The organism is Cohnella rhizoplanae (assembly GCF_948329515.1).
In the GTDB taxonomy this organism is placed as follows: domain Bacteria; phylum Bacillota; class Bacilli; order Paenibacillales; family Paenibacillaceae; genus Cohnella; species Cohnella rhizoplanae.
The window spans coordinates 587,088-605,929 of the sequence record NZ_CAOJCN010000002.1 but is presented as its reverse complement, the minus strand read 5'-3'; the positions used below and the strand labels follow the sequence as shown (position 1 = coordinate 605,929).

18 protein-coding genes are annotated in these 18,842 nt (G+C 61.7%); 2 read left to right on the top strand and 16 right to left on the bottom strand.

Annotated elements, in window-relative coordinates; genetic code table 11:
• Position 1 precedes the first annotated feature (1 nt).
• The 14 genes from PQG80_RS06795 to PQG80_RS06730 form a co-directional block, all read right to left on the bottom strand.
• Entirely contained in the window at positions 2-1,753 is a 1,752-nt protein-coding gene (locus PQG80_RS06795; protein WP_271750476.1) for a sensor histidine kinase, read from the bottom strand.
• Between the two features lie 276 nt (positions 1,754-2,029).
• Positions 2,030-3,319, bottom strand: a complete 1,290-nt coding sequence (locus tag PQG80_RS06790; RefSeq protein WP_271750475.1) for a class II aldolase/adducin family protein — start codon at positions 3,317-3,319, stop codon at positions 2,030-2,032.
• Between the two features lie 100 nt (positions 3,320-3,419).
• On the bottom strand, positions 3,420-4,541 hold the full coding sequence (locus PQG80_RS06785) for a Ger(x)C family spore germination protein (RefSeq protein ID WP_271750474.1): 1,122 nt from the start codon (positions 4,539-4,541) through the stop codon (positions 3,420-3,422).
• A gap of 75 nt (positions 4,542-4,616) precedes the next feature.
• A complete protein-coding gene (locus PQG80_RS06780; RefSeq protein WP_271750473.1) occupies positions 4,617-4,742 on the bottom strand; it encodes a hypothetical protein in 126 nt (41 codons plus the stop codon).
• A 12-nt stretch (positions 4,743-4,754) separates the two neighbouring features.
• Entirely contained in the window at positions 4,755-5,588 is an 834-nt protein-coding gene (locus PQG80_RS06775; RefSeq protein ID WP_271750472.1) for a spore germination protein, read from the bottom strand.
• Positions 5,573-6,004, bottom strand: a complete 432-nt coding sequence (locus PQG80_RS06770) for a spore germination protein (protein WP_271750470.1) — start codon at positions 6,002-6,004, stop codon at positions 5,573-5,575. Before PQG80_RS06770 ends, PQG80_RS06775 begins: the two co-directional genes overlap by 16 nt.
• On the bottom strand, positions 5,997-6,560 hold the full coding sequence (locus PQG80_RS06765) for a CBO0543 family protein (RefSeq protein WP_271750469.1): 564 nt from the start codon (positions 6,558-6,560) through the stop codon (positions 5,997-5,999). Before PQG80_RS06765 ends, PQG80_RS06770 begins: the two co-directional genes overlap by 8 nt.
• The gene (locus tag PQG80_RS06760) at positions 6,557-7,048 is read right to left on the bottom strand and encodes a CBO0543 family protein (RefSeq protein ID WP_271750468.1); all 492 of its coding nucleotides are present in this window, start codon (positions 7,046-7,048) and stop codon (positions 6,557-6,559) included. Before PQG80_RS06760 ends, PQG80_RS06765 begins: the two co-directional genes overlap by 4 nt.
• 64 nt (positions 7,049-7,112) lie before the next feature.
• Positions 7,113-7,877 (bottom strand): TIM barrel protein, encoded by a 765-nt coding sequence (locus PQG80_RS06755; protein ID WP_271750467.1) that lies wholly within the window; start codon positions 7,875-7,877, stop codon positions 7,113-7,115.
• Positions 7,878-7,913: 36 nt separating this feature from the next.
• Positions 7,914-8,732 (bottom strand): phospholipase D family nuclease, encoded by an 819-nt coding sequence (locus PQG80_RS06750; RefSeq protein WP_271750466.1) that lies wholly within the window; start codon positions 8,730-8,732, stop codon positions 7,914-7,916.
• Positions 8,733-8,826: 94 nt separating this feature from the next.
• Positions 8,827-8,949 (bottom strand): hypothetical protein, encoded by a 123-nt coding sequence (locus PQG80_RS06745; protein ID WP_271750465.1) that lies wholly within the window; start codon positions 8,947-8,949, stop codon positions 8,827-8,829.
• Positions 8,950-8,974: 25 nt separating this feature from the next.
• Positions 8,975-10,174, bottom strand: coding sequence for a Ger(x)C family spore germination protein (locus PQG80_RS06740; RefSeq protein WP_271750464.1), 1,200 nt, complete (start codon positions 10,172-10,174; stop codon positions 8,975-8,977).
• Entirely contained in the window at positions 10,167-11,273 is a 1,107-nt protein-coding gene (locus tag PQG80_RS06735) for a GerAB/ArcD/ProY family transporter (protein WP_271750463.1), read from the bottom strand. Before PQG80_RS06735 ends, PQG80_RS06740 begins: the two co-directional genes overlap by 8 nt.
• A gap of 13 nt (positions 11,274-11,286) precedes the next feature.
• On the bottom strand, positions 11,287-12,744 hold the full coding sequence (locus PQG80_RS06730; RefSeq protein ID WP_271750462.1) for a spore germination protein: 1,458 nt from the start codon (positions 12,742-12,744) through the stop codon (positions 11,287-11,289).
• A 186-nt stretch (positions 12,745-12,930) separates the two neighbouring features.
• Here PQG80_RS06730 and PQG80_RS06725 point away from each other — a divergent pair, with 186 nt between their 5' ends.
• Both PQG80_RS06725 and PQG80_RS06720 read left to right on the top strand, forming a co-directional pair.
• Positions 12,931-13,665 carry a hypothetical protein gene (locus tag PQG80_RS06725; RefSeq protein WP_271750461.1) on the top strand — a complete coding sequence of 245 codons (735 nt, stop codon included), beginning with the start codon at positions 12,931-12,933 and terminating at the stop codon, positions 13,663-13,665.
• A gap of 5 nt (positions 13,666-13,670) precedes the next feature.
• On the top strand, positions 13,671-14,111 hold the full coding sequence (locus PQG80_RS06720) for a hypothetical protein (RefSeq protein ID WP_271750460.1): 441 nt from the start codon (positions 13,671-13,673) through the stop codon (positions 14,109-14,111).
• A 289-nt stretch (positions 14,112-14,400) separates the two neighbouring features.
• On the opposite strand, the gene recQ is transcribed toward PQG80_RS06720, so the two are convergent.
• Positions 14,401-16,257: a DNA helicase RecQ gene (gene recQ, locus PQG80_RS06715; protein ID WP_271750459.1), complete on the bottom strand. Its 1,857-nt coding sequence runs from the start codon at positions 16,255-16,257 to the stop codon at positions 14,401-14,403.
• A gap of 96 nt (positions 16,258-16,353) precedes the next feature.
• The gene (gene helD, locus PQG80_RS06710; protein WP_271750458.1) at positions 16,354-18,735 is read right to left on the bottom strand and encodes an RNA polymerase recycling motor HelD; all 2,382 of its coding nucleotides are present in this window, start codon (positions 18,733-18,735) and stop codon (positions 16,354-16,356) included.
• Positions 18,736-18,842 lie beyond the last annotated feature (107 nt).

Sequence of the window (18,842 nt, the reverse complement as noted above, 5' to 3'; positions counted from 1 at the left end):
GTTATCCCTCTCCCTGTCCCGGTATCGTGATATCCACGGCCAGTCCGCCCATCCCGCCGCGCGAGATCCGGATGCCGTACGCCTTGCCGAACGTGAGCTGCAGCCGCCGGTGGACGTTGATCAGCCCCGTCCGTTCGACCTCGATGTCGCTGTACACCAGCAGCCTGCGGACGCGCTCGATGCGAGCCTCGTCGTAGTCGTCGCCGTTGTCCTCGATCCGGATGCGCACGAGCCCGTCCTCCTCCAGGGCGAACAGCGCCGCGATCCCGCCCGCGAGCTTGTCCTTCAAGCCGTGATTGTAAGCGTTCTCGACGAGAGGCTGGAGGAACAGCTTCGGCACGAGCAAGCTCCGGCAGGATTCGGGCAGTTCGCCGACCGACGTGCGGATCCGCTCTCCGAACCGCATGGACTGGATTTCGATATACGAGACCGTGTGCGCCCATTCCGTCTCGAGCCGCACGAGGTCGTCGGCGTTGCGCGTGATGTACAGAAAGTAATCGCCCAGATGCTGCGCGAGCCGCGCGACGTTGTCGTAATCGTATTCCTCGGCCAGCCGCCGCACCATGAAGTAGGTGTTGTACAAAAAATGCGGATTGATCTGCGACTGGAGCTGCTTCAGCTCGGAGCGCTGGGACCGGATCTGCGACTCGTATACTTCTTCGATCAGCGTGTTCAGCTTGCTGACCATGGAGTTGAATTGGCCGTACAGGTAGTCGAATTCCGTATAGTTACGATGTCTGATATGAACGTCCATGGCGCCGTGCTCCACTCTGCGGAACGCCCGGACGAGATTCCGGAGCGGGCTATGAATGACCCGGTAGATCCAATAGGAGAACGCGAGAATGACGAAAAAGGAGACGAACGATACGATCCAGATCCAGTCCCGGTACTTGTGAAGCTGGCCCGTGATTTCCTTTTCCGGCAAATAGATGACGAAGTATGTGTCGAGCAGCGCCGAGCGCTCGTACGATACCCAGTAGGAGCGGCCGTCGGCCTCGAGGACGCCCCTCCCGATCGGGGCGCCGATCCGCGCCGGATCCTTGAGAAAAGCGGCGATGCGTCCGTCCATCGTCCGGTCTTCGCCGCCGCGGATGCTCCAGTCCTGCCCGAGATTGATCAGGAGCGCCACCTCGTCCTTATGGTTCGTCGCCTGCGGCAGGAAGTCCATGATCTCTCTGCGGGAGAGCACCGTTTGCAAAATGTAGGCGGGCGGATCTTCGGAATACACGGGGGAAGGGAAAATGGAATTGATCATAAGCTGGCCGTTCGCGTACGCGAGCGGCGACTGTTGGAGACGGGCGAGCGACTGCAGCGTGCGGATCCGCTCGTCCGGCATGCCGCCGCCGAATGTCGCCGAATCCAGCGTCCTGTTCAACGAGGCGATATACGCGTAGGCCTCTCCGACGAACAGGCTGGAGCTTTTCAGGACGAGCAGTTTGTTCTGCACCCGCTTCTGCAGTTCGATCGCCTCATACTCGCTCATCGACGGCGGAAGCGCGCTGAGCTTGTCGATGTCCTCGTCCACGGCATACTGCTCCTGCAGCCGCATGATCCGGCCGATCTCCGCCTCGAAGGCGCTGAGGTAATAATGCAGCCTGGATTCGAGCGATCCGATAATCTCTTCCTTAACGTTTCTGGAGCCGGTCTGATTGATCTGGAGGCTGATGAAGTACAGGGGGGTCATCGTGAGCAGGAAGGTCAGCACGAGCTTGGTCAGGATGGACGTTCGCCTGAGCGCATGAACGAGATTCATAGGCACACTCCCGTAGTCTGGGTCGGTGATCGTATGAAATGAAGTCTACCACATCAAGCCGGCCTCGCAATAGCGGAAGCTGCAAGAATGATAGAGGTCTCCCTGCGCCGCGCGCATGCCGAAAAGCCCGCGAGACTCGCGGGCAGCGTGGGCTTGGCTGCCGGTCCGCTATTGCGGTTCTGCTGCGAAGCGGTTCCTCCAGGCGCCTAGACGGACGATCTCGACCGTGACGACATCGCCTGGCCGCAGGTTATGCTGCCGCCGCGGCTCCAACGTTTATAACCGAAATGCGGTCTCGATGTCACGGATGCTGGCATCGTCCATGTGCACGATCTCGCCGAGATTCGCGGCCTCGACGATCGACTTGGCGCTGTACTCTGCGACCTCGAGCCGGTCGAAGGCGTTCAACAGACTGCTGCCGGTCGCGATGACGCAGTTGTTGTCGACGAGCGCGAGCGGCACGTCGGGCGTGAACCGGGCTGCCGTCTGTTCGACCGACGCATAGACGGATTCGAACGGCAGCTTGGGCATGCCGCGCAGCAGGATATACGCCTCGGGTATGGTCTTGGACTCGAACGCCACGTCGGTGAGCGCGAAGGCCATCGTATAGGGCGAGTGCGCGACCAGCACGGACTGGACGTGAGGCTGGCGCGCATAGATCGCCCGGTGCAGCAGAACCGACCGGCTCGGCTGCTTGCCTCGCTCTGCCGCGCCGTCCCGGATCAGCACGAGATCTTCAGGCTCCATATACTTGCGGTCGAGCCCGTGAGGCGTGATCAGGAAGGCTTCGCTTGCCAGCTTCACCGAGAAGGTGCCCTGCGTGCTCGTGAACAGCCGCTGCTCGTAGGACCTGCGGATGAAGTCGCACATCCGCACGCGCGCCTCGCGCTCCGCCGTCGGCATCGGCCCGGACGGCGCCGGCAGCGCCGGCAGCGCGGGGACCGCCGACGCCGCGAGCGTACGCTGCGCCTCGGTGAGCGATCGCGGACGGCCGAGACCGGATGCCCGGATCTCCATGCGGGCGCAGAACTCCAGCGTCTCGAACGCCTTGTACGCGTCCGCGAGAGTATCGCCGCCGACGACGATGCCGTGGTTCTCCAGCATCGCGCAGCGCTTGCCTTCGGCGAAGACGGCCGCGATGTTGGCGCCCAGCCGCTCGCTGCCGGGCAGCGCGTACGGCGCCATCCCGACTTCGCCGCAGATGTCCCGCTCGCCGGGAAGCATATCGACGTTAGGCGTCCGCCTTACGATGCTGAACGATACGAGCGCGGGCGGATGCGCGTGCACGACGGCGCGCAGATCCGGCCTCGCCCGGTAGATCGCCTGATGGAAAGGAAATTCGCTCGAAGGCTTGTGAAGGCCGACGACGCTGCCGTCCCCGCGCACGCGCACGATATCCTCCCGGCGCAGATTGCCCTTATCCACGCCGGCGGGCGTAATCCAGATATCGCCGTTATCGTCCCGTACGGACAGATTGCCGCCCGACGTCGTGGTCATGCCGAAGCGATATATGCGGCCGATCGTCTCGAGGATCTGGTCGGCCGGGGGAAGATAGTCGAACTTCATGGGACAGTCTCCTTTTCGGACAAATCGATGGTTTGTCCTTCCAGCTTGCCACAAGCCGACGGCGGCGGCAATGACTTCCGTCACATCGGCGTTCCCCGCTTCAAGCGTCCGCGTCGATCAGTCTGCCGGAATCCCTGATCCGCAGATCTACTTTCACCTCGATATCGGCCTTCGAGAAGGCCTTGTTCCAGTCGAGCGACTTCCAGTCCGCGTAGCGCATCTTTTCGCGGACCAAGCTGCCGATCCCGATCGCGTCGGCCCCGGCCTTTTGCATTTCCCGGATGAGTCGCTCGCATCGCTCGGCTACGAACGTCTCCATGGCTTTTTCGAGAACGGGCTGGCTGGCTAGGTTGTTCATCTCCAACAGGTCGTCGTATTCCACCAAGGAGCCTCTGATTTTGAGTTTGACGACGGCACGCGCGGGTGTGCCCCGAACCGGATCCGGCGGAGAGCGGACGGCGATCTTCCGCTTGCTGGTGCCGTTGCCCAGCGAGATGCGGCCCGTGCCGCGGGGCGTCGAGACTTCGTCCATGAACAAGGAGGCGTTTTTGGCATCGTCACGGAGCAGGGCGAAGTACATGGCATCGTCCGCGTCGATCTTGGCGACGTACCGGTCTCGGACGAATAAGGCGATGCCGTTGACCGTTAGACCCTCCGGAGTCTCTCCGATGATCGTCGCCACGGGCTCCACGCCTTCGTCGTAGTAGTTCCGGAGGAACGTATGCAGGTTCGTGTCGAGCTGACCCCTGGTGGCGGGATCGGAGCGAATCAGATTATCGATATACTCGCCCATCGTGCCGCCCTGAATGAACTTCCTTGTCACATATCGGCCGATCTCCCCCTCCGCTACGAGCACATGCGTGCGGATGCCGATCGCGGGTTCGCGGAAGATCGATTCCGTCGCGAGCCAGACGCCCTGCCGAGCGAGCGCCTCACCGAACATAATCTGACGGAGCTGGCCGAATACGAGCCGGCGGTCGTTTTGCATGTCGAAATGGATTCTCGCTTGTTTGAAGCTTTTGGCGATGTTCGTATAGACGATGCTCTCCGTCTGGTTCGTTTTGGGTATGCTGATCGTAACCTTCAGGGCCTTGTCACGGCCTTCCGCGTTCTCCAGGATAATCGTGCGGACAAAGCCGGTCTTCTCCAGTATTTTTTCATCCTGGCAGCCGGCGAGCGACAGGGCGATCAGCAGCGGGACGATTCTTTTGAAGTGGTTCATCGCCGGACGGCCCCCTTCGACGATTTGCCGATTTTAAGGAGCAGCAGCAGCAGCAGGGGCAGCGCGAACGCGACGCTACCCCAGCCACCCGTTCGTGCCGATGTTGACGGCGACCATACGGGGCAGCATGAACACGGTGACATCGAGCTCGATCATGTAAATAAGGAGCGCCACATGAAAGCCGTTCAGTTTTTCTTTCACGGGATGCCTCCGTTATCTTTTGATTTTCATGCGCGTCTCGTTCGGCGTCTTGCTGAGCGACGGACGCTTCCTAAGCATCCAGAACGGACCGCGAATCAGCGTGTCCAACAGGTCGCCCGCCTTGGCTGGCGCGATCGGCGTCAGGTACGATGCGCCGAGATTGGTCACGCCGGCCATATGGATCACCAGAAAACCGATGCCTGCGATCAGGCCCAGATTGCCCAGCACGCCTGCGAGTACGATCAGGCCGAATCGGATGAGCCGCAGGGAAGCGCTCATGATATAGCTCAGAATGACGAACGAAGCGATAGCGGATATGGCGACCGCGATAATGAGGATGTTGCTGGTGAAGCCGGCTTGTACGGCCGCCTGTCCGATGACGATACCGCCGACGATGCCGATCGTCTGCCCGATCTTCGACGGCAGGCGCGCGCCGGCCTCGCGCAGCAGCTCGATCGTCGTCTCCATGAGCAGCGCTTCGAGCAGCGGCGGGAACGGCACCCTGCTGCGGGATTCGGCCAGGTTAAGCAGCATCGTATGCGGAATCATCTCGTAATGGAAGGTCGTGACCGATACATAGAACGCGGTGAAGCATATCGTGATCATAAATCCGACCAGCCGCAGGACGCGCAGGGCCGTGCCGATCGGCCATCGTTGATAATAATCGTCCGGCGACGAGAAAAATTCGAGAAAGGCGGTCGGCGCCGAAAACACGCTCGGACTCCCGTCCAATATGACGGCCACGCGGCCGCCCAGCAGCTTGGAAACGACGGCGTCGGGCCGCTCGGTCGTGAGGAACTGAGGAAATACGGAGTTCGGATTTTCGTCGATCAATTGAACGAGCATGTTGACGTCCGGTACGCCGTCGATCTCGATGTCCCGGATGCGGCTTGCTCGATCTTCCGGCCCAGCGCCTTCGGGATCTGGTACAGATAGACGTCCTGGTCCGCGAATACGGCGGCCGATCCGCTCATGATCGCCTGCACGCAAGACGCGGCGTCGGCCGCGACCGTAAACGGCGCGCCGGACAGTTTGGCGCGCAGCGCGTCCGGCGCCGCCTTGGAGAGCGGCGCGATCAGATCGCGCTGCAGGGCGTCCGCGTCTACGAGCGAGGAAAAGTAAACCAGCTCGGCGCCGCTGCCGCCAAGCTGCCGACGAACGCAATCGGCGCATTCCCGCGTCTCCTCTAGGATCTGCGTCAGCGAGGGCTTGCTCCCGGCGCCTTGCATGGCGTCTGCATCCTTATCGTTGACTTCAGCCATCGCCAACCTCCCCCGCCGCCTGGCATTCTCCTCCATTTTGCCCGGTCGTATCCACGGCCATACGCTTGGCTCGCGCAGTCTTCGAGGAGCTCGCCGATACTCGAAAAAACCATTTATAAAAACGATAGCACGCCTGCAGCACGGCAAACTCGCTCAACCAGGTCATGCCGAGGTTCCAGCGCTCGTACTCGAGCAGATCGGTATAGGTGGCGATCGGCCACTCGGCTGCGGCTAGCACGGTAGGGAACGCGGCGGCGTAGGCCGCGCGGAGCCAAAAGCGCCCTTTAGCCGGATAACGGACGTTATAAATGGCGCTGACCGTAGGCAGCGCGCAATATTCAAAAGTCAGGTTGGTGCGAGTCGCTTCGGTAAATATGCGTACGGGATAGCTGAGCAGGTGCAGCTCGACGACAATTAGGCCGAATATCCAGGCCAAAAATTGCATGAATATGACGCTGAGCGCAGCCTCCCGCCGTCTGTGTCGGGGAACAAGCCAGACGAGCAGCGCCATGGACAGGGGCCAGACCGCGCATTCGATCCATCGCTCCATGTTCATGGCCGGGTCTCCGCGCTTCCCGCCTGGCGGGTCTCGGGCACGATCCATTCCGCGATGCGAACCGCGAGAGGGAGCAAGACCAGCACCAGCGCAAAGTCGAACCAGGAGCTCCAGCGCAAGTGAACCTGCAACGTCGTCCATCTCGTCATCGTCCAGCTCCACAGCGCGTACGCAGCGGCGAAACATGCGGCATGGAGCAGCCGGACGCGCATCGTGCGGCCGCGGACCAGCAGCGCGTACAGCACCGCTATGCAGGGGCAAATCGCGAAGTCCGTCGCGAAGTCCTGATGGGTGGCATAAGGAAACAAGCGCACCGGGAACGCCTCCAGCCCGAATTCCACCTTAAGCGCCCCGACCAGCCATTTAATTCCCTGCATCGTCAAGAGGACCGTCCACATCTCCCGGAGCCGGCCGAACGGCGCTTGCCGGATGATCAGCATCAGCAGGAGCAGGAAGCTGCCCCCCATCCATAACCATTCCGTCAGCAAAAAAACACCCCCGTTGGCTAGAATAGCCAAATTCGGGGGCGGTATGCGCCGCTAGGCGCGATTATTAGAGACGGGCGATGACTTCCTCGTGGAACTGCTCGACCGCGTCGTCCGGATCGATCGTGAAGCCGCACTCGAGACCGATATAGCCCTCGAATCCCGTCTCCTTGATCGCCCGCAAGATATTGACGTAGTTGAGCTCGCCGGTCCCCGGCTGATGGCGTCCGGGATTGTCCGCGATGTGATAGTGATTGATGCGATGGCGGTAAGCCGTGGCATTGCGGATGACGTTGCCTTCGGTGATCTGCTGGTGGTAGACGTCGAATACGAGCTTCACATGACTGCTGCCGATCTTGTCCACGATCTCCGCGCCCTCGTCCGAGCGCTGCAGGTAATGTCCCTTGTGATCGACCAGTCCGTTCAGCGGCTCGAGCTCCAGCACGATGTCCGACGCTTCGAGCAGGGGCGCCGCCCGCTTCAGCGTCTCGACCATCGTACGCTGCTGGATCTCGCGGGGCACGCCCGCCAGCTCGTTGCCGGTCTGCGAGATGATGGAACGGATGCCCAGCGTCTTGCAGGCATCGATCGTCCTGACGACGCCGTCCAGATAATCCTCGCGGAGCGACTCGTCCACGAGGCTGATGAACGGCACGCATGTCGCGACGATGCCGACGCCGATCCGCTCCTGCGCTCTAGCCGTGCGCTTCAGATCGTCCAGCTGCCACCAGGCGTAATACTCCAATCCGTCGAACCCGAGCGATTTCACCTTTTCGAGGTGGTAGATCTCGTCCTCCCCGGGATATGCGCCGATACACAGCGAATACTTCACTCCGTTTTCCCCCGTCCCATGACCTGACTTGTTAAGTTAACCTGCGGCTCTGCGGAATCCGGCCGCCTCGGCCTCTGCCTCGCTGCAGAACCATTCCTCGGGTTCCGTCTGCGCGTAGCTCCGTCCGCCGGGCACGTGATAGATCTTGTCTCCCTTGGCATTGATATTGCCCTTGATCGCAGGCTTCTTGCAGGCTGCCGGCACCCCGCCGGCTGCGTCGTCGCCCTCCGCGTCCTGCTGCCGGGCGTCCGGATCCGGTGCGGCCGCAGCCGATTCGTCCGCTTGCGCGATCGACGCGGTCAGCGTCTCGTATCCTTCGCGATCGTTCCAGGCGCGTTCGAATGCGGCTTCGAACGATTCGGCGACGGCGGCGTCCCGCAATACGACCAGCATCTCGTCGTTCGTCGTGCTCGCCGCCTTGGAATAGTTAAAGGATCCCGTCGTCGCCACCTGCCCGTCCGCCACGGTCATTTTCAGATGCATCAATCCGCTGTGACGGTTAATCTTGATCGGAATGCCCGCGCTGCCGAGCAGCTTAAGCGCTTCCTTCTGCGTCTTGCCGGCGGACTGAATGCGGTCGGTGAGCAGCCGTACGGCCACCCCGCGCCGATGCGCGTCGCGGATCGCCGCGACGATATCCGGGTACGTCAGACTATACACGGCGACGTCGAGCGTCTGCTTCGCGCTATTCATGACATCGATCAGCGCCTTCTCCGGATGCTGGTCTTCTTGGGTGAACGCCCATGCGACGTTACCCCCGCCGACCTGCGACGAAGACGCCGTCATCGAAGCGGTCCCGCATCCGCCGACCGGCAGCAGCAAGGACGCGAGGACGATGTACCTTCCCCATTTCATGCTGTCTATTCCCCCGCTTCCCGCATCTGGCTATCCCAATTGTATGATAGACGGGCGACGCGGGCAATACGGCACCGCACATGGCGAAGCCGAGCTATTCTTTCTTTTTCCACGGCGGGTCCGACTTCTCGTGCAGGAAGCTGCTTACCTTGTACGCTAGGAATGGCGTGAACGCGCTCAACAGCAATCCGATCACGAACTCTGCGGTAAAAAACATCGGGAAACCTCCTCGTTACGGCCTGTCATCGCTCTGATTTGTCCACGATCCCGGCCTGGCGAACATTCACGCTCACGCGCGGCTTGACGATGCATCCGGACAGCAGGTACTTGCCGTGGTCCCAGTCGTTCGCGATTTTCTTCCACGTCCGGTAATGTCTCTGCTGCAGATACTCGTCGAGCCCCAGGGCGTCCTTGCGTATGTCGCGCTGCACGACGCTCACCGCGTCTTCGATCGTCGATTCGATCTCGGATTCTGCGCAGGCCTGTATTTTCTTAATCACGGCGGGCTTCGACAGATCGAGGGAACCCGTGATCTCCCGGACGGTGACGACGCTGCGCACGTTGACGCCGAATACGATATGCGCCGGATCGCGCACGTCCGCGCGCATGCTGCTCTTGGTCTCGTAGACGCTGAGGGAGACCCGTTCCCCCTGGCACTTGAACGTGATGCTCCCTCGCATTTTGGATCCGTACAAAAAGTTCCGGCCCGCCGTCTGCCGCTCGTCCAGCGTTCCTGCCTCCCGGTTCGTCTTGCCGTCGATGACTGCGCTTCCGGATACTTGCACGGACTTGTGCGCGGTCTCCAGCACCTGAACCACATAACTCGTTTCGTTCATTAATCGCTCGTGGATATAACCGATCCGGGAGGCGGGCGGTTTTTCCAGACTGTTCCGGTTGCTGGCTATGCTCTCGATATCGCTGGTCGGCAATCGCTCGTTAGGCGACTCGGCATTGAGCGCCTCGGCGGCATTGCCCTTGGCGATGAGAATCTTGATGGATCGCCTGATACCGGAGCCCCGCAGGAAAAAATCGAGCGCGTCGGCGAGCCCGTCGCCCTCCCGGGCAACCCGATGAGAGATTAGAATCACTTTCAGATGATCGTAGAAGGGAGAGCGGCTAAGCTTATCCGTTGCGAACTGGTGAAAGGCAGCCAAGCTCACGGCTTCTCCGCATAAATTCGAAAAGCTTGTGCCGCCGGCGGATCCCTCGGAGCCGCCCGATTGTCCGCCGGGCACGACGATCTGATAGCAGATCCGGTAAAAAGACGCCGTCAATCCGCTAACGCTCGCGGCTTCGCCTTCACCCGAACCGGTCGGCGCATCGATCGATATGCCGGTCACGAATCCCCGATTGTTGATCTCGACGCGGTCCCAGCAGCCCGTCATCACGCAAGCCATCGCCATCGCCCCGACCAGCGCGAGAAGGCGGCATCGTTTAGCCATTCCTGGCGCCCCCTCTCAGCTTCGACACCAGCAAGAGAGCGACGGGTATGACCGCTGCGGTTGCGTAACCGAGGTAACTTACGAAGATGCCGAGTTTATTGAACTGCGCAGCGTCTTTGGGCAGCATGGATACGACATAAGCGACCGGACACAAGATCCAGATGCAGACTCGCTTTTCCAGTTTGGTAAATAAAGCCTTTATGCACGAGACGCTGGCTTCGAACGCCATGCTGGACGTGTTAAAGATCGTCATGATCCAGACGGTGAAAAAGACGGATTCGAGCCGCTCGAAAAATTGGCCGGGCAAGCGTACTTCCTTGGCGACCTCGACGGTCGGGTAGACGATCTGCGCCGTCCCTTCCCTCGTAAATATGGCGATCGAGTAGACATACGTAAGGAGATAAAGGGCAACGGGGATCGCGATGCCGATCAGCATGGCTTTGTCGGTGCGGACGGCGGACCTCAGCAAAGGCGCATAGAACAGCAGCACCTCGAATCCAAGCAGAGAAAACGAAGCGTCCTTCGTTCCCGCGGCAAGCGATGAAGGCGCGCTGACGAGAAAGGGCCTTAAATTGTCTACGCTCACCAATTGAATGCCGAAAATAAAGACGAAGGCGGATATGAGCAGCACGATCGGCAAAAACATCGCATTGAGACGGATGATGGCCGTCGTCGTTCCGGATACCGCATAGACGACGACCAGCAGGAAGGCGACGGATATAACCGCGACCGGGGTGTTCTCGAATAGATACAGCTTGGCAATGCGGGCAAGCGCGCGGACCTCGAAGCAAAGGTAGAGAAAGAAATACATCCCGTAGATGGCGGATACGATCGCCGCGATCGGGCCTGCCGTGATCCGCGCGGTGAAGCGATGGAACGTATCCCCCTGAAAACGACTCGTAAGTCTGCTGATGACGAGTCCGAAAATGGCCGCCAGTAAGCCCGCCGCCAAAATCGATATCCAGCCGTCGGACGACTCGACGTGCTTGGCGAGCAGATTCGGCATGGTGAGAATGCCGACGCCGATCATGATCGAGGAGATCGTCATCGATACTTCGCGGGAGCCGATTTGATTGTCGCCGTATTCGAAGGTTTTCATGGAAGTCCGCCTTTTAATCGATTTTCATCCGATTCTTGTCCTTGGTACGCATCATCTTGGGCCGGCCGGACAGCACCCTGAACGGCGCGCGCAGGATGAGGTCCTTCCAATCGGACACGAACGTCGGCGCGAGCGGCGTCGCGTATGGAATGCCGAAGCTCATCAGGTTGGCGATATGGATGTTCAGCACGATGTAAGATAGCACGATGCCGTATAGTCCGAATACGGCCGCGGCCATCATGATCAAGAAACGCAGCATGCGCAGCGATATGGCGAACGTGTATGAAGGCAGCGAAAAGGATGAAATCGCCGTAACCGCCACGACGATGACCATGATCGGACTGACGATGCCGGCTCTTACCGCCGCCTCCCCGATGACGAGCCCGCCCACGATGCCGATCGTCTGCCCGATCGGCTTGGGCAGACGGACGCCCGCTTCCCGCAGCAGCTCGAGCGTAGCCTCCATGGCGAACGCCTCCACGACCGCGGGGAACGGGACGCCCTCCCGCGAGCCGGCAATCGAGAACGCAAGCTCGGAGGGCAGCATGCCGTGATGATATTCGAGCAGGGCGATATAGAAGGCCGGCAGGAACGTCGCCAGAAAAGCGGCACCGAACCTCATGACGCGGATAATCGTCGAGATGATCCAATTCTGGTAATAGTCCTCCGGCGAATGGAAAAATGAAAAGATCGTCATCGGCATGATGAGCTGGAAGGGCGTGTTGTCCACGACGATGGCGACCTTGCCTTGAAGCAGCGCCGCAGTCACTTTGTCCGGGCGCTCGGAGCTCATGATCTGTGGAAACGGCGATAAGAAGTGGTCCGACAGCCATTGCTCGATGAAACCCGATCCCGGTACGTCGTCCACGTCGATCGTATGGATCCTTCTGCGGACCTCCTGCAGCAGGTCGTCGTTGACGATCCCCTCGACATAGACGATGGATACGTCCGTGCGCGACCGCCTGCCCAGCTCGAACGACTCGAATCGCAGGTTGGGATCGCGCAACCGCCTGCGGATCAATGCGGTGTTCGTCCGAAAGTCCTCCGTAAACCCGTCTCTCGGTCCGCGAATGAGCGCCTCGGTCTGAGGCTCCTCGACGGACCTGGAGTTCCAGTGCTTCGTTCCGACGATTCGGGCGTTCGCGCTGCCTTCGGACAGTACCGCCGAATCGCCGGACAGAATCGCGATGACCGTCTCGTCCAGGTCGTCGGTCGTTTTCATCTCCTGCACGGGGAGCTTCGCCAAGTCGGTATCGGAGCCGATCAGGGTCTCCAGCAGATGCTCCTGGATGATCAGCCGGTCGGACAATCCGTCTATGCAAAAGACGGCATATTGAACGCCGCTTCGGGAACAATGCTTGCTCACGAGAAGATCCGCCGCGTTGCCCAGCTTGTCGCCGATTCGCCGGATATTGTCGGCCAGATCGGCGGACAGCTTGGCTGGTGGAGTCTTTGATGACGTCTCGCTCATGTATATATTTCACCGCCTGAAGTCAGGGTGTCGAAGCGATTCCAAGCGATGCGACGCCGACGTGCCAAGTATATCCAAGCCGGCCGGTTCCTACTCTGAGCTTGAAGCATGTATAATAAATGTAATAATTTGCAAACTAGGTCCATGACAAACACACTTCCGCAACGTCGTTATCCGATGACTCGCATGAGCCTGCTCGGCCTAACCTATACATCGGTCCCCCGGCCTGCGATGGTCGCCTGGTGGAGCGCGGCCTTTCCCGGCTTCGGGCACTTTATCCTCAACCAATACGCGCGCGGCGTGCTGCTCACGCTCACCGAAGTCGTGATCAACAAGCTGAGCGGCCTGAACGAAGCGATCGTGTATACCTTCTGCGGACGCTTCGCGGACGCGACCGCCGCGGTCGACGAGAACCTGGCGTTCGGGTACGCGGCCATTTATCTGTTCGCGATCTGGGACAGCTACCGATCCTCGAAGTCGCAAGGTCGCCTGCGTGCCTTGTCCAGGACCGAGCCGCAGCCGATTCGCCGCATGTTGGTCCATCCGCTCGAGGTCCAGTACATCGAACGAAAAAAACCGCAGACCGCGCTGTTTTACTCGATTCTTTTTCCCGGGCTGGGACAGCTGTTCAACCATCGCTTTTGCCTGGCCTTCTACTTGATGTTCTTGTGGTGGAGCTTCATCTGGACTTCCCATGCACTGTCCGCCTGCCTCGAACTGCTGTACGGCAGCGTCTCCCGATCCACCGCGATGCTGTCCGCGCATTGGCTGATGTTCATGCCTTCGGTCATTGGCGGCGCCGCCTACCATGCCTATCGGGGAACGAACGAGCAGAACAAATTGTTCCGCGAGGAACAGCGGGCGTATTTGGAAAAAACGTACGGCCGGACCGAGATCGCGATATTTACTGAATCGGGGTGATACGAATGCTGCTAATCGGATGCTTTTACCAAACGATCGAACTCGAGCACGCGCTGGCCGACATCGAGCGAAGCGGCATCGATCGCAGGCACATACTGGCCGTCGGGATGGACCAGTCCGGACAGCCGGCGCCCGAGGCCCTGCAGAGCGACGCGATCGAGATGGGTGCCGGCTGGGCGACGGCGTTCGCCGTGATCGGAGTAGCCGCGGGCTTCGGCCTGGCATGGGGACCGATCGTCTGGGGGCTCATCGGCACGGCGGCAGGGTTCGGCACGGGATGGTGCATTCACCGGTTTCGTCACCGGGGCGGCGCCCGGTCCGGGCGCGCTGCCTCTCCCCCGGAGGTGACCGTCATCGTCCAATGCCCTTCCGACAAATCCGATGCCGTCCGTTCCGTCATGTACCGGTGCGGCGCGCTCTCGGTCGGCACGAACCGCGGGCCGTGAGCGCTGCGGGCAGCTATCCTAGCCAAGCGGGGATCACTTGGCTCTGCGGACCATAGTTCCGCTATTTTCAAGCTTCGTACATCTCGTCAAATGGCGACATCCGGTTATCCTCGCTCCTTCGATCTTCGCCGCAAAAAGAAAAGCCGCTTTCAAGCGCATTCCGGTCTCCCGACCGGAATGCGCTTGAAAGCGGCGTGTACTTCACGACGTATCCATGTATGTTTGAAACGATTGCAGCTTGCGAATAGCGGGCATTGTCCAGTCACCGATAACATCGGCGTACGGCCCGTCAGCCTTCGACGTAATCCCGGATCGCCTCGGCGAACGCGTCGCCGTACTTCTCCAGCTTGGCGTCGCCGACGCCCTTGACCCGGCGCATCTCATGCTCCGACGTCGGCCGCAGCGCGCACATCTCCCGCAGCGTGGCGTCGCCGAAGATGATGAACGGCGGCACGCCCTCGCGGGTCGCGAGCGCCTTGCGGACCTCGCGCAGCCGCTCGAACAGCTCGGCGTCCGCCGGCGGCACGACCGACGCGCCGGCGCCGGAGCGCGACCGGCCGCTCCCGCCCGACCTTCCGCCGCTCTGCTGCGGCTCGATCCGCTGATGGACCTGCTCGCCCTCGCTCATGACGCCTCGCACCTTGGCCGCCAGCTGCACGACCGGATACTGGCTGTCCGTCAGCTTGAGATAGCCGTCCGCGACGAGGCCGTGGATCAGCTGCACGATTTCCTTCTCCGACATGCTGCCGAGCCTGCCGTACCAAGGCAAGCTGTCGAAGCCGAACTGCCGCACCTTGGCGTCGCCCGCGCCGCGCAGCACCTTCGCCGTGAGCGTGATGCCGAATCTCTGCTTCATCGCGGAGACGCAGGCGAACACCAGCTTCGCCTGCTCCGTCACGTCGCGCAGCTCGCGCTCGTCGTTGCAGCTGCTGCACCTGCCGCAGGGCTCGCCCCCGTCCTGGCCGAAGTACCGCACGATCGCCCGCTGCAGGCAATCCGACGTATGCGCATATTCCACCATATCGTTCAGCAGCCGATAATCGTTCCGTTTGCGCTCGTCGTCGGCCTCGCTGCGCTCGATAAAAAACTTCTGCGTCACGACGTCCTGCGCCGAGAAGAGCATCACGCATTCGCCGGGCTCTCCGTCCCGTCCCGCGCGTCCCGCTTCCTGGTAATACGCCTCCAAATTCTTCGGCATATTGAAGTGCACGACGTATCGAACGTTGGACTTGTCGATGCCCATCCCGAACGCATTGGTCGCTACGATCAGCTGCATATCGTCGCGGATAAAAGCCTCCTGCGTCCGCGCGCGCTCCTCCTCCGGCAGACCCGCATGATACATGCCGGCATTCAAGCCGAGCGACGACAGGAACCCGGACAGCCCCTCGACCTCCCGCCGCGTCGCCGCATAGATGATGCCCGACTGCCCTGCGCGCTCCCGGATGTAACGCACGAGGTAATCGCGCTTGTCCGCGTTTTTGACGACGGACAGCGACAAGTTCTCGCGCGCATAGCCCGTCGTGACGCGGGCGGGCGACGCCAGCTTCAACCGCTCGACGATGTCGTCCTTCACGACGTCTGTCGCCGTCGCGGTGAAGGCGGCCATCACCGGACGCGGCTCGATATCCTGCAGCATCCGCGAGATCCCCATGTAACTAGGCCTGAAGTCGTGCCCCCATTGCGAGACGCAGTGCGCCTCGTCGACCGCGACGAGCGGCACCTTGATATGGCGCAGCATGCCGCGGAACCGCTCCGACTCGAGCCGCTCCGGCGCGACGTAAACGAGCTTGTAGTGTCCGTAGTAGATGTCGCGCAGCCTATCGTTGGTCTCCTTCGCGGATAGCGTGCTGTTGATGAGCGTCGCCTCGATGCCGGCCGCGTTCAAGGCGTCGACCTGGTCCTTCATGAGCGAGATCAGCGGCGATACGACGATCGTCACGCCGGGCAGCAGCAGCGCCGGAACCTGGTAGCAGATCGACTTGCCCGCACCGGTCGGCATGACGCCGAGCGCGTCCCGGCCGCTCATGATTGCCTCGATCAGCTCCTCCTGGCCCCGGCGGAACGCATCGTAGCCGAAGAAGCGCTTCAGCACGCTGCGCGCCTCTCCCATCGTCCGGTCGATGTCCTTGTCTATCGTATCCCGCATCTAAGCTCCTCCTCCTAGGCTGAACGGTGCAGCGATCGGGCTGCCCCTCCAGCGTCCAAGCCCTTCCCGGCCAAACCGCATCGGCTCGCGCCGGCGTCAGGCAAGGAAAGGCGATATCTCGCCAATATAATAGACGTGCAGCGCGTGCAGCGCGCGCGTGCTGACGGTGTACAGCAGCTTGCGGTGCCGCTCCTGTCCATAGCGCTCCGCCGATGCATCCCAGACGAGCACCGCGTCGAACTCGATGCCCTTGGACAGATAAGAAGGCAATACGGACACGCCCTTCGGCAGATTGGCCGAGCCGCCGCTGACCAGCGTCACCGGCACGTCCTCCCCGAGCCGCTCCTTGAGCAGCGAACCCGCGTCGCCCGCTTCCTTCGCCGTCTTCGCGATGACGCCGATCGTGGCATGGCCGTCCGCGAGCAGCGCCATCACGTCGGCGGCCGCCAGATCGGCCAGATGCGCGCGATCCCTGCAGCGGAGCAGCTGCGGCGTCTCCCCTTCGCGGCTGAACGGGCGGATGTCCGCCGCGTCCTCGGGCTTCAGAATCCGCTTGGACAGCTCGACGATCGGCCGCGTGGACCGGTAGCTCGTCGTGAGCCGCCATACCGCCGTATCGGACGGATCGGCCAGCCGCGTCCAGCCGCCGAAGCCGCCGGCATCCTCGGCCTGCGCGTAGATCGCCTGGTTGAAGTCGCCCAGCACCGTCATCCGCGCGCGCGGGAACCTCCTGCGCAGGAATGCCGCCTGGAAGGGCGAATAATCCTGCGCCTCGTCGACGAACAGATGGCGCACCTCGCTCTCCACCTTGCGGAAGCCCTCGAGCGCCTCCATCAGATAGAGGAGCGGCGTCGCGTCCTCATGATCCAGCTCCTTGCGGCCGAACTTGTCCTCGACGCGCTGCGCCATCCAGTCCCAGCCCTCGGGCAGCTTGCCGTCTGGCGAGCAGGCGGTGAACAGCGTGCGGCTGACGAACAGCTGACGATACGTAGCGGGCGCGTCCATGAAGCGGAAGCCCTTGACCGCACGCCGCAGCGGCGCGATCGCGAGCTCGGCGGCCTGCCTCAGCAGCACCTCCGTCATCCTGTCTTCGTCGTCGAACGCGTCCTCGCGGAATCCGCCCTTGCGCCTCACCTGCACGTATGCGCGCTGAATATCCTCTTCCTCCATGAGCTCCGCGGCTTGTTCGACCCATGGTTCCTCCATCTGGCTGTCCACCCATGCCGTCAGCCGCTCGTTCAACCACCTGCGGAGCTTGGCGAGCCGGTCGCCGAAGCTGTCCTCCCCATACTCTCCGTAGAACTGGCGGCTCATCTCCTCGGCGGACACGATCGTATCGCTCTTGAAGCGGAGCAGGCGGAACACGACGCCCTCGCGCCTCAACCGTTCGAGATAAGCCGCGATCGTCTCGAAAAAGTGCTCGGAGCCCTTGTAGCGGACCGCGCGCGCCCTGGCCTCGCCCTCCGCCGAGCCTTCCGTCGCCGCGAGGTCCTCCGTCTGCGCGAACAGATCCTCCGCGTCGAATCGCCTGCCGAGGCGGGCCTCGATCAGCTCGCGGAACGTCATCTGCCGCATGTTGGCCTCGCCGAGGTCCGGCAGGACGCGGGAGATGTAGCCCTTGAATACCGGATTGGGCGAAAACAGCACGATCTGTTCGGCCGTCAGGCTGTCGCGATAGCGATACAGCAGGTACGCGACGCGCTGCAGCGCGGCCGACGTCTTGCCGCTGCCGGCGGCGCCCTGCACGACGATGAGGCGGTGACGCTCGTCCCGGATGATGCGGTTCTGCTCCTTCTGGATCGTCGCGACGATGCTCTTCATCGACGTGTCGGACTTCTCGGACAGCACCGCCTGCAGGATCTCGTCCCCGATCGTCTCGTCCGTATCGAACATATGCTTCATCTTGCCCCCGCGGATGACGAACTGCCGCTTGAGCGCGAGCTCGCCGGCGATCTCGCCGCCCGGCGTATCGTAGGCCGCGGGGCCCGGTTCGTGGTCGTAAAACAGGCTCGATACCGGGGCGCGCCAGTCATAAATATAGAACGTCTCTCCGTCGTCGCCGACGAGAGACGCTCTGCCGATATAGATGACTTCGGGCTTGGCGGCTAGTCCCGACTGTCCCGCTGCCGCGCCCCCGCCCGCGTCGGCCGGATGCTCGACGAAGTCGATGCGCGCAAAGTACGGATTGTCGTGCTGGCGAGCGAGACGCTCGGCGGCCTCCGATGCCACCCGGTGGCTCCGCTCGCGCTCGACCAGCAGCTCGGCTTGCTGCACGATGCTGCTCCACGTCTCCCCGAGCTCCGTCTCGTCGGAGAAGTTGATCGCCAGATCGTCCCAGAAATCCTTGCGGATGCCGACGACGTCGCCCCTTCGCTCACCCTGTACGGACAGCTCCTTCAGCAGCTTCCGGTCAATGATCCTGATCACCTCGGCGAGGCGCTCGGCCTCGCCGATCCGTGCATCGGTCTGTTCAGACACGTGTCTTCTCCTCCGCATCGTACCTTTTCGTTATCCACCTGTTGTAACATGACCATTTGCCCCATGCAAGTAAGCCTATATGCGAAAAAAATGCAAATCGCACGAAC

Bases quoted from the DNA above. Each gene is read 5' to 3' on its own strand.
- PQG80_RS06740 (WP_271750464.1), bottom strand. From the start codon at position 10,174: ATGGCTAAACGATGCCGCCTTCTCGCGCTGGTCGGGGCGATGGCGATG.
- PQG80_RS06730 (WP_271750462.1), bottom strand. From the start codon at position 12,744: ATGAGCGAGACGTCATCAAAGACTCCACCAGCCAAGCTGTCCGCCGAT.
- PQG80_RS06725 (WP_271750461.1), top strand. From the start codon at position 12,931: ATGAGCCTGCTCGGCCTAACCTATACATCGGTCCCCCGGCCTGCGATG.
- PQG80_RS06795 (WP_271750476.1), bottom strand. From the start codon at position 1,753: ATGAATCTCGTTCATGCGCTCAGGCGAACGTCCATCCTGACCAAGCTC.
- PQG80_RS06785 (WP_271750474.1), bottom strand. From the start codon at position 4,541: ATGAACCACTTCAAAAGAATCGTCCCGCTGCTGATCGCCCTGTCGCTC.
- PQG80_RS06770 (WP_271750470.1), bottom strand. From the start codon at position 6,004: ATGGCTGAAGTCAACGATAAGGATGCAGACGCCATGCAAGGCGCCGGG.
- PQG80_RS06735 (WP_271750463.1), bottom strand. From the start codon at position 11,273: ATGAAAACCTTCGAATACGGCGACAATCAAATCGGCTCCCGCGAAGTA.
- recQ (WP_271750459.1), bottom strand. From the start codon at position 16,257: ATGCGGGATACGATAGACAAGGACATCGACCGGACGATGGGAGAGGCG.
- PQG80_RS06745 (WP_271750465.1), bottom strand. From the start codon at position 8,949: ATGTTTTTTACCGCAGAGTTCGTGATCGGATTGCTGTTGAGCGCGTTC.
- PQG80_RS06775 (WP_271750472.1), bottom strand. From the start codon at position 5,588: ATGCTCGTTCAATTGATCGACGAAAATCCGAACTCCGTATTTCCTCAG.
- PQG80_RS06790 (WP_271750475.1), bottom strand. From the start codon at position 3,319: ATGAAGTTCGACTATCTTCCCCCGGCCGACCAGATCCTCGAGACGATC.
- PQG80_RS06750 (WP_271750466.1), bottom strand. From the start codon at position 8,732: ATGAAATGGGGAAGGTACATCGTCCTCGCGTCCTTGCTGCTGCCGGTC.
- PQG80_RS06765 (WP_271750469.1), bottom strand. From the start codon at position 6,560: ATGAACATGGAGCGATGGATCGAATGCGCGGTCTGGCCCCTGTCCATG.
- PQG80_RS06720 (WP_271750460.1), top strand. From the start codon at position 13,671: ATGCTGCTAATCGGATGCTTTTACCAAACGATCGAACTCGAGCACGCG.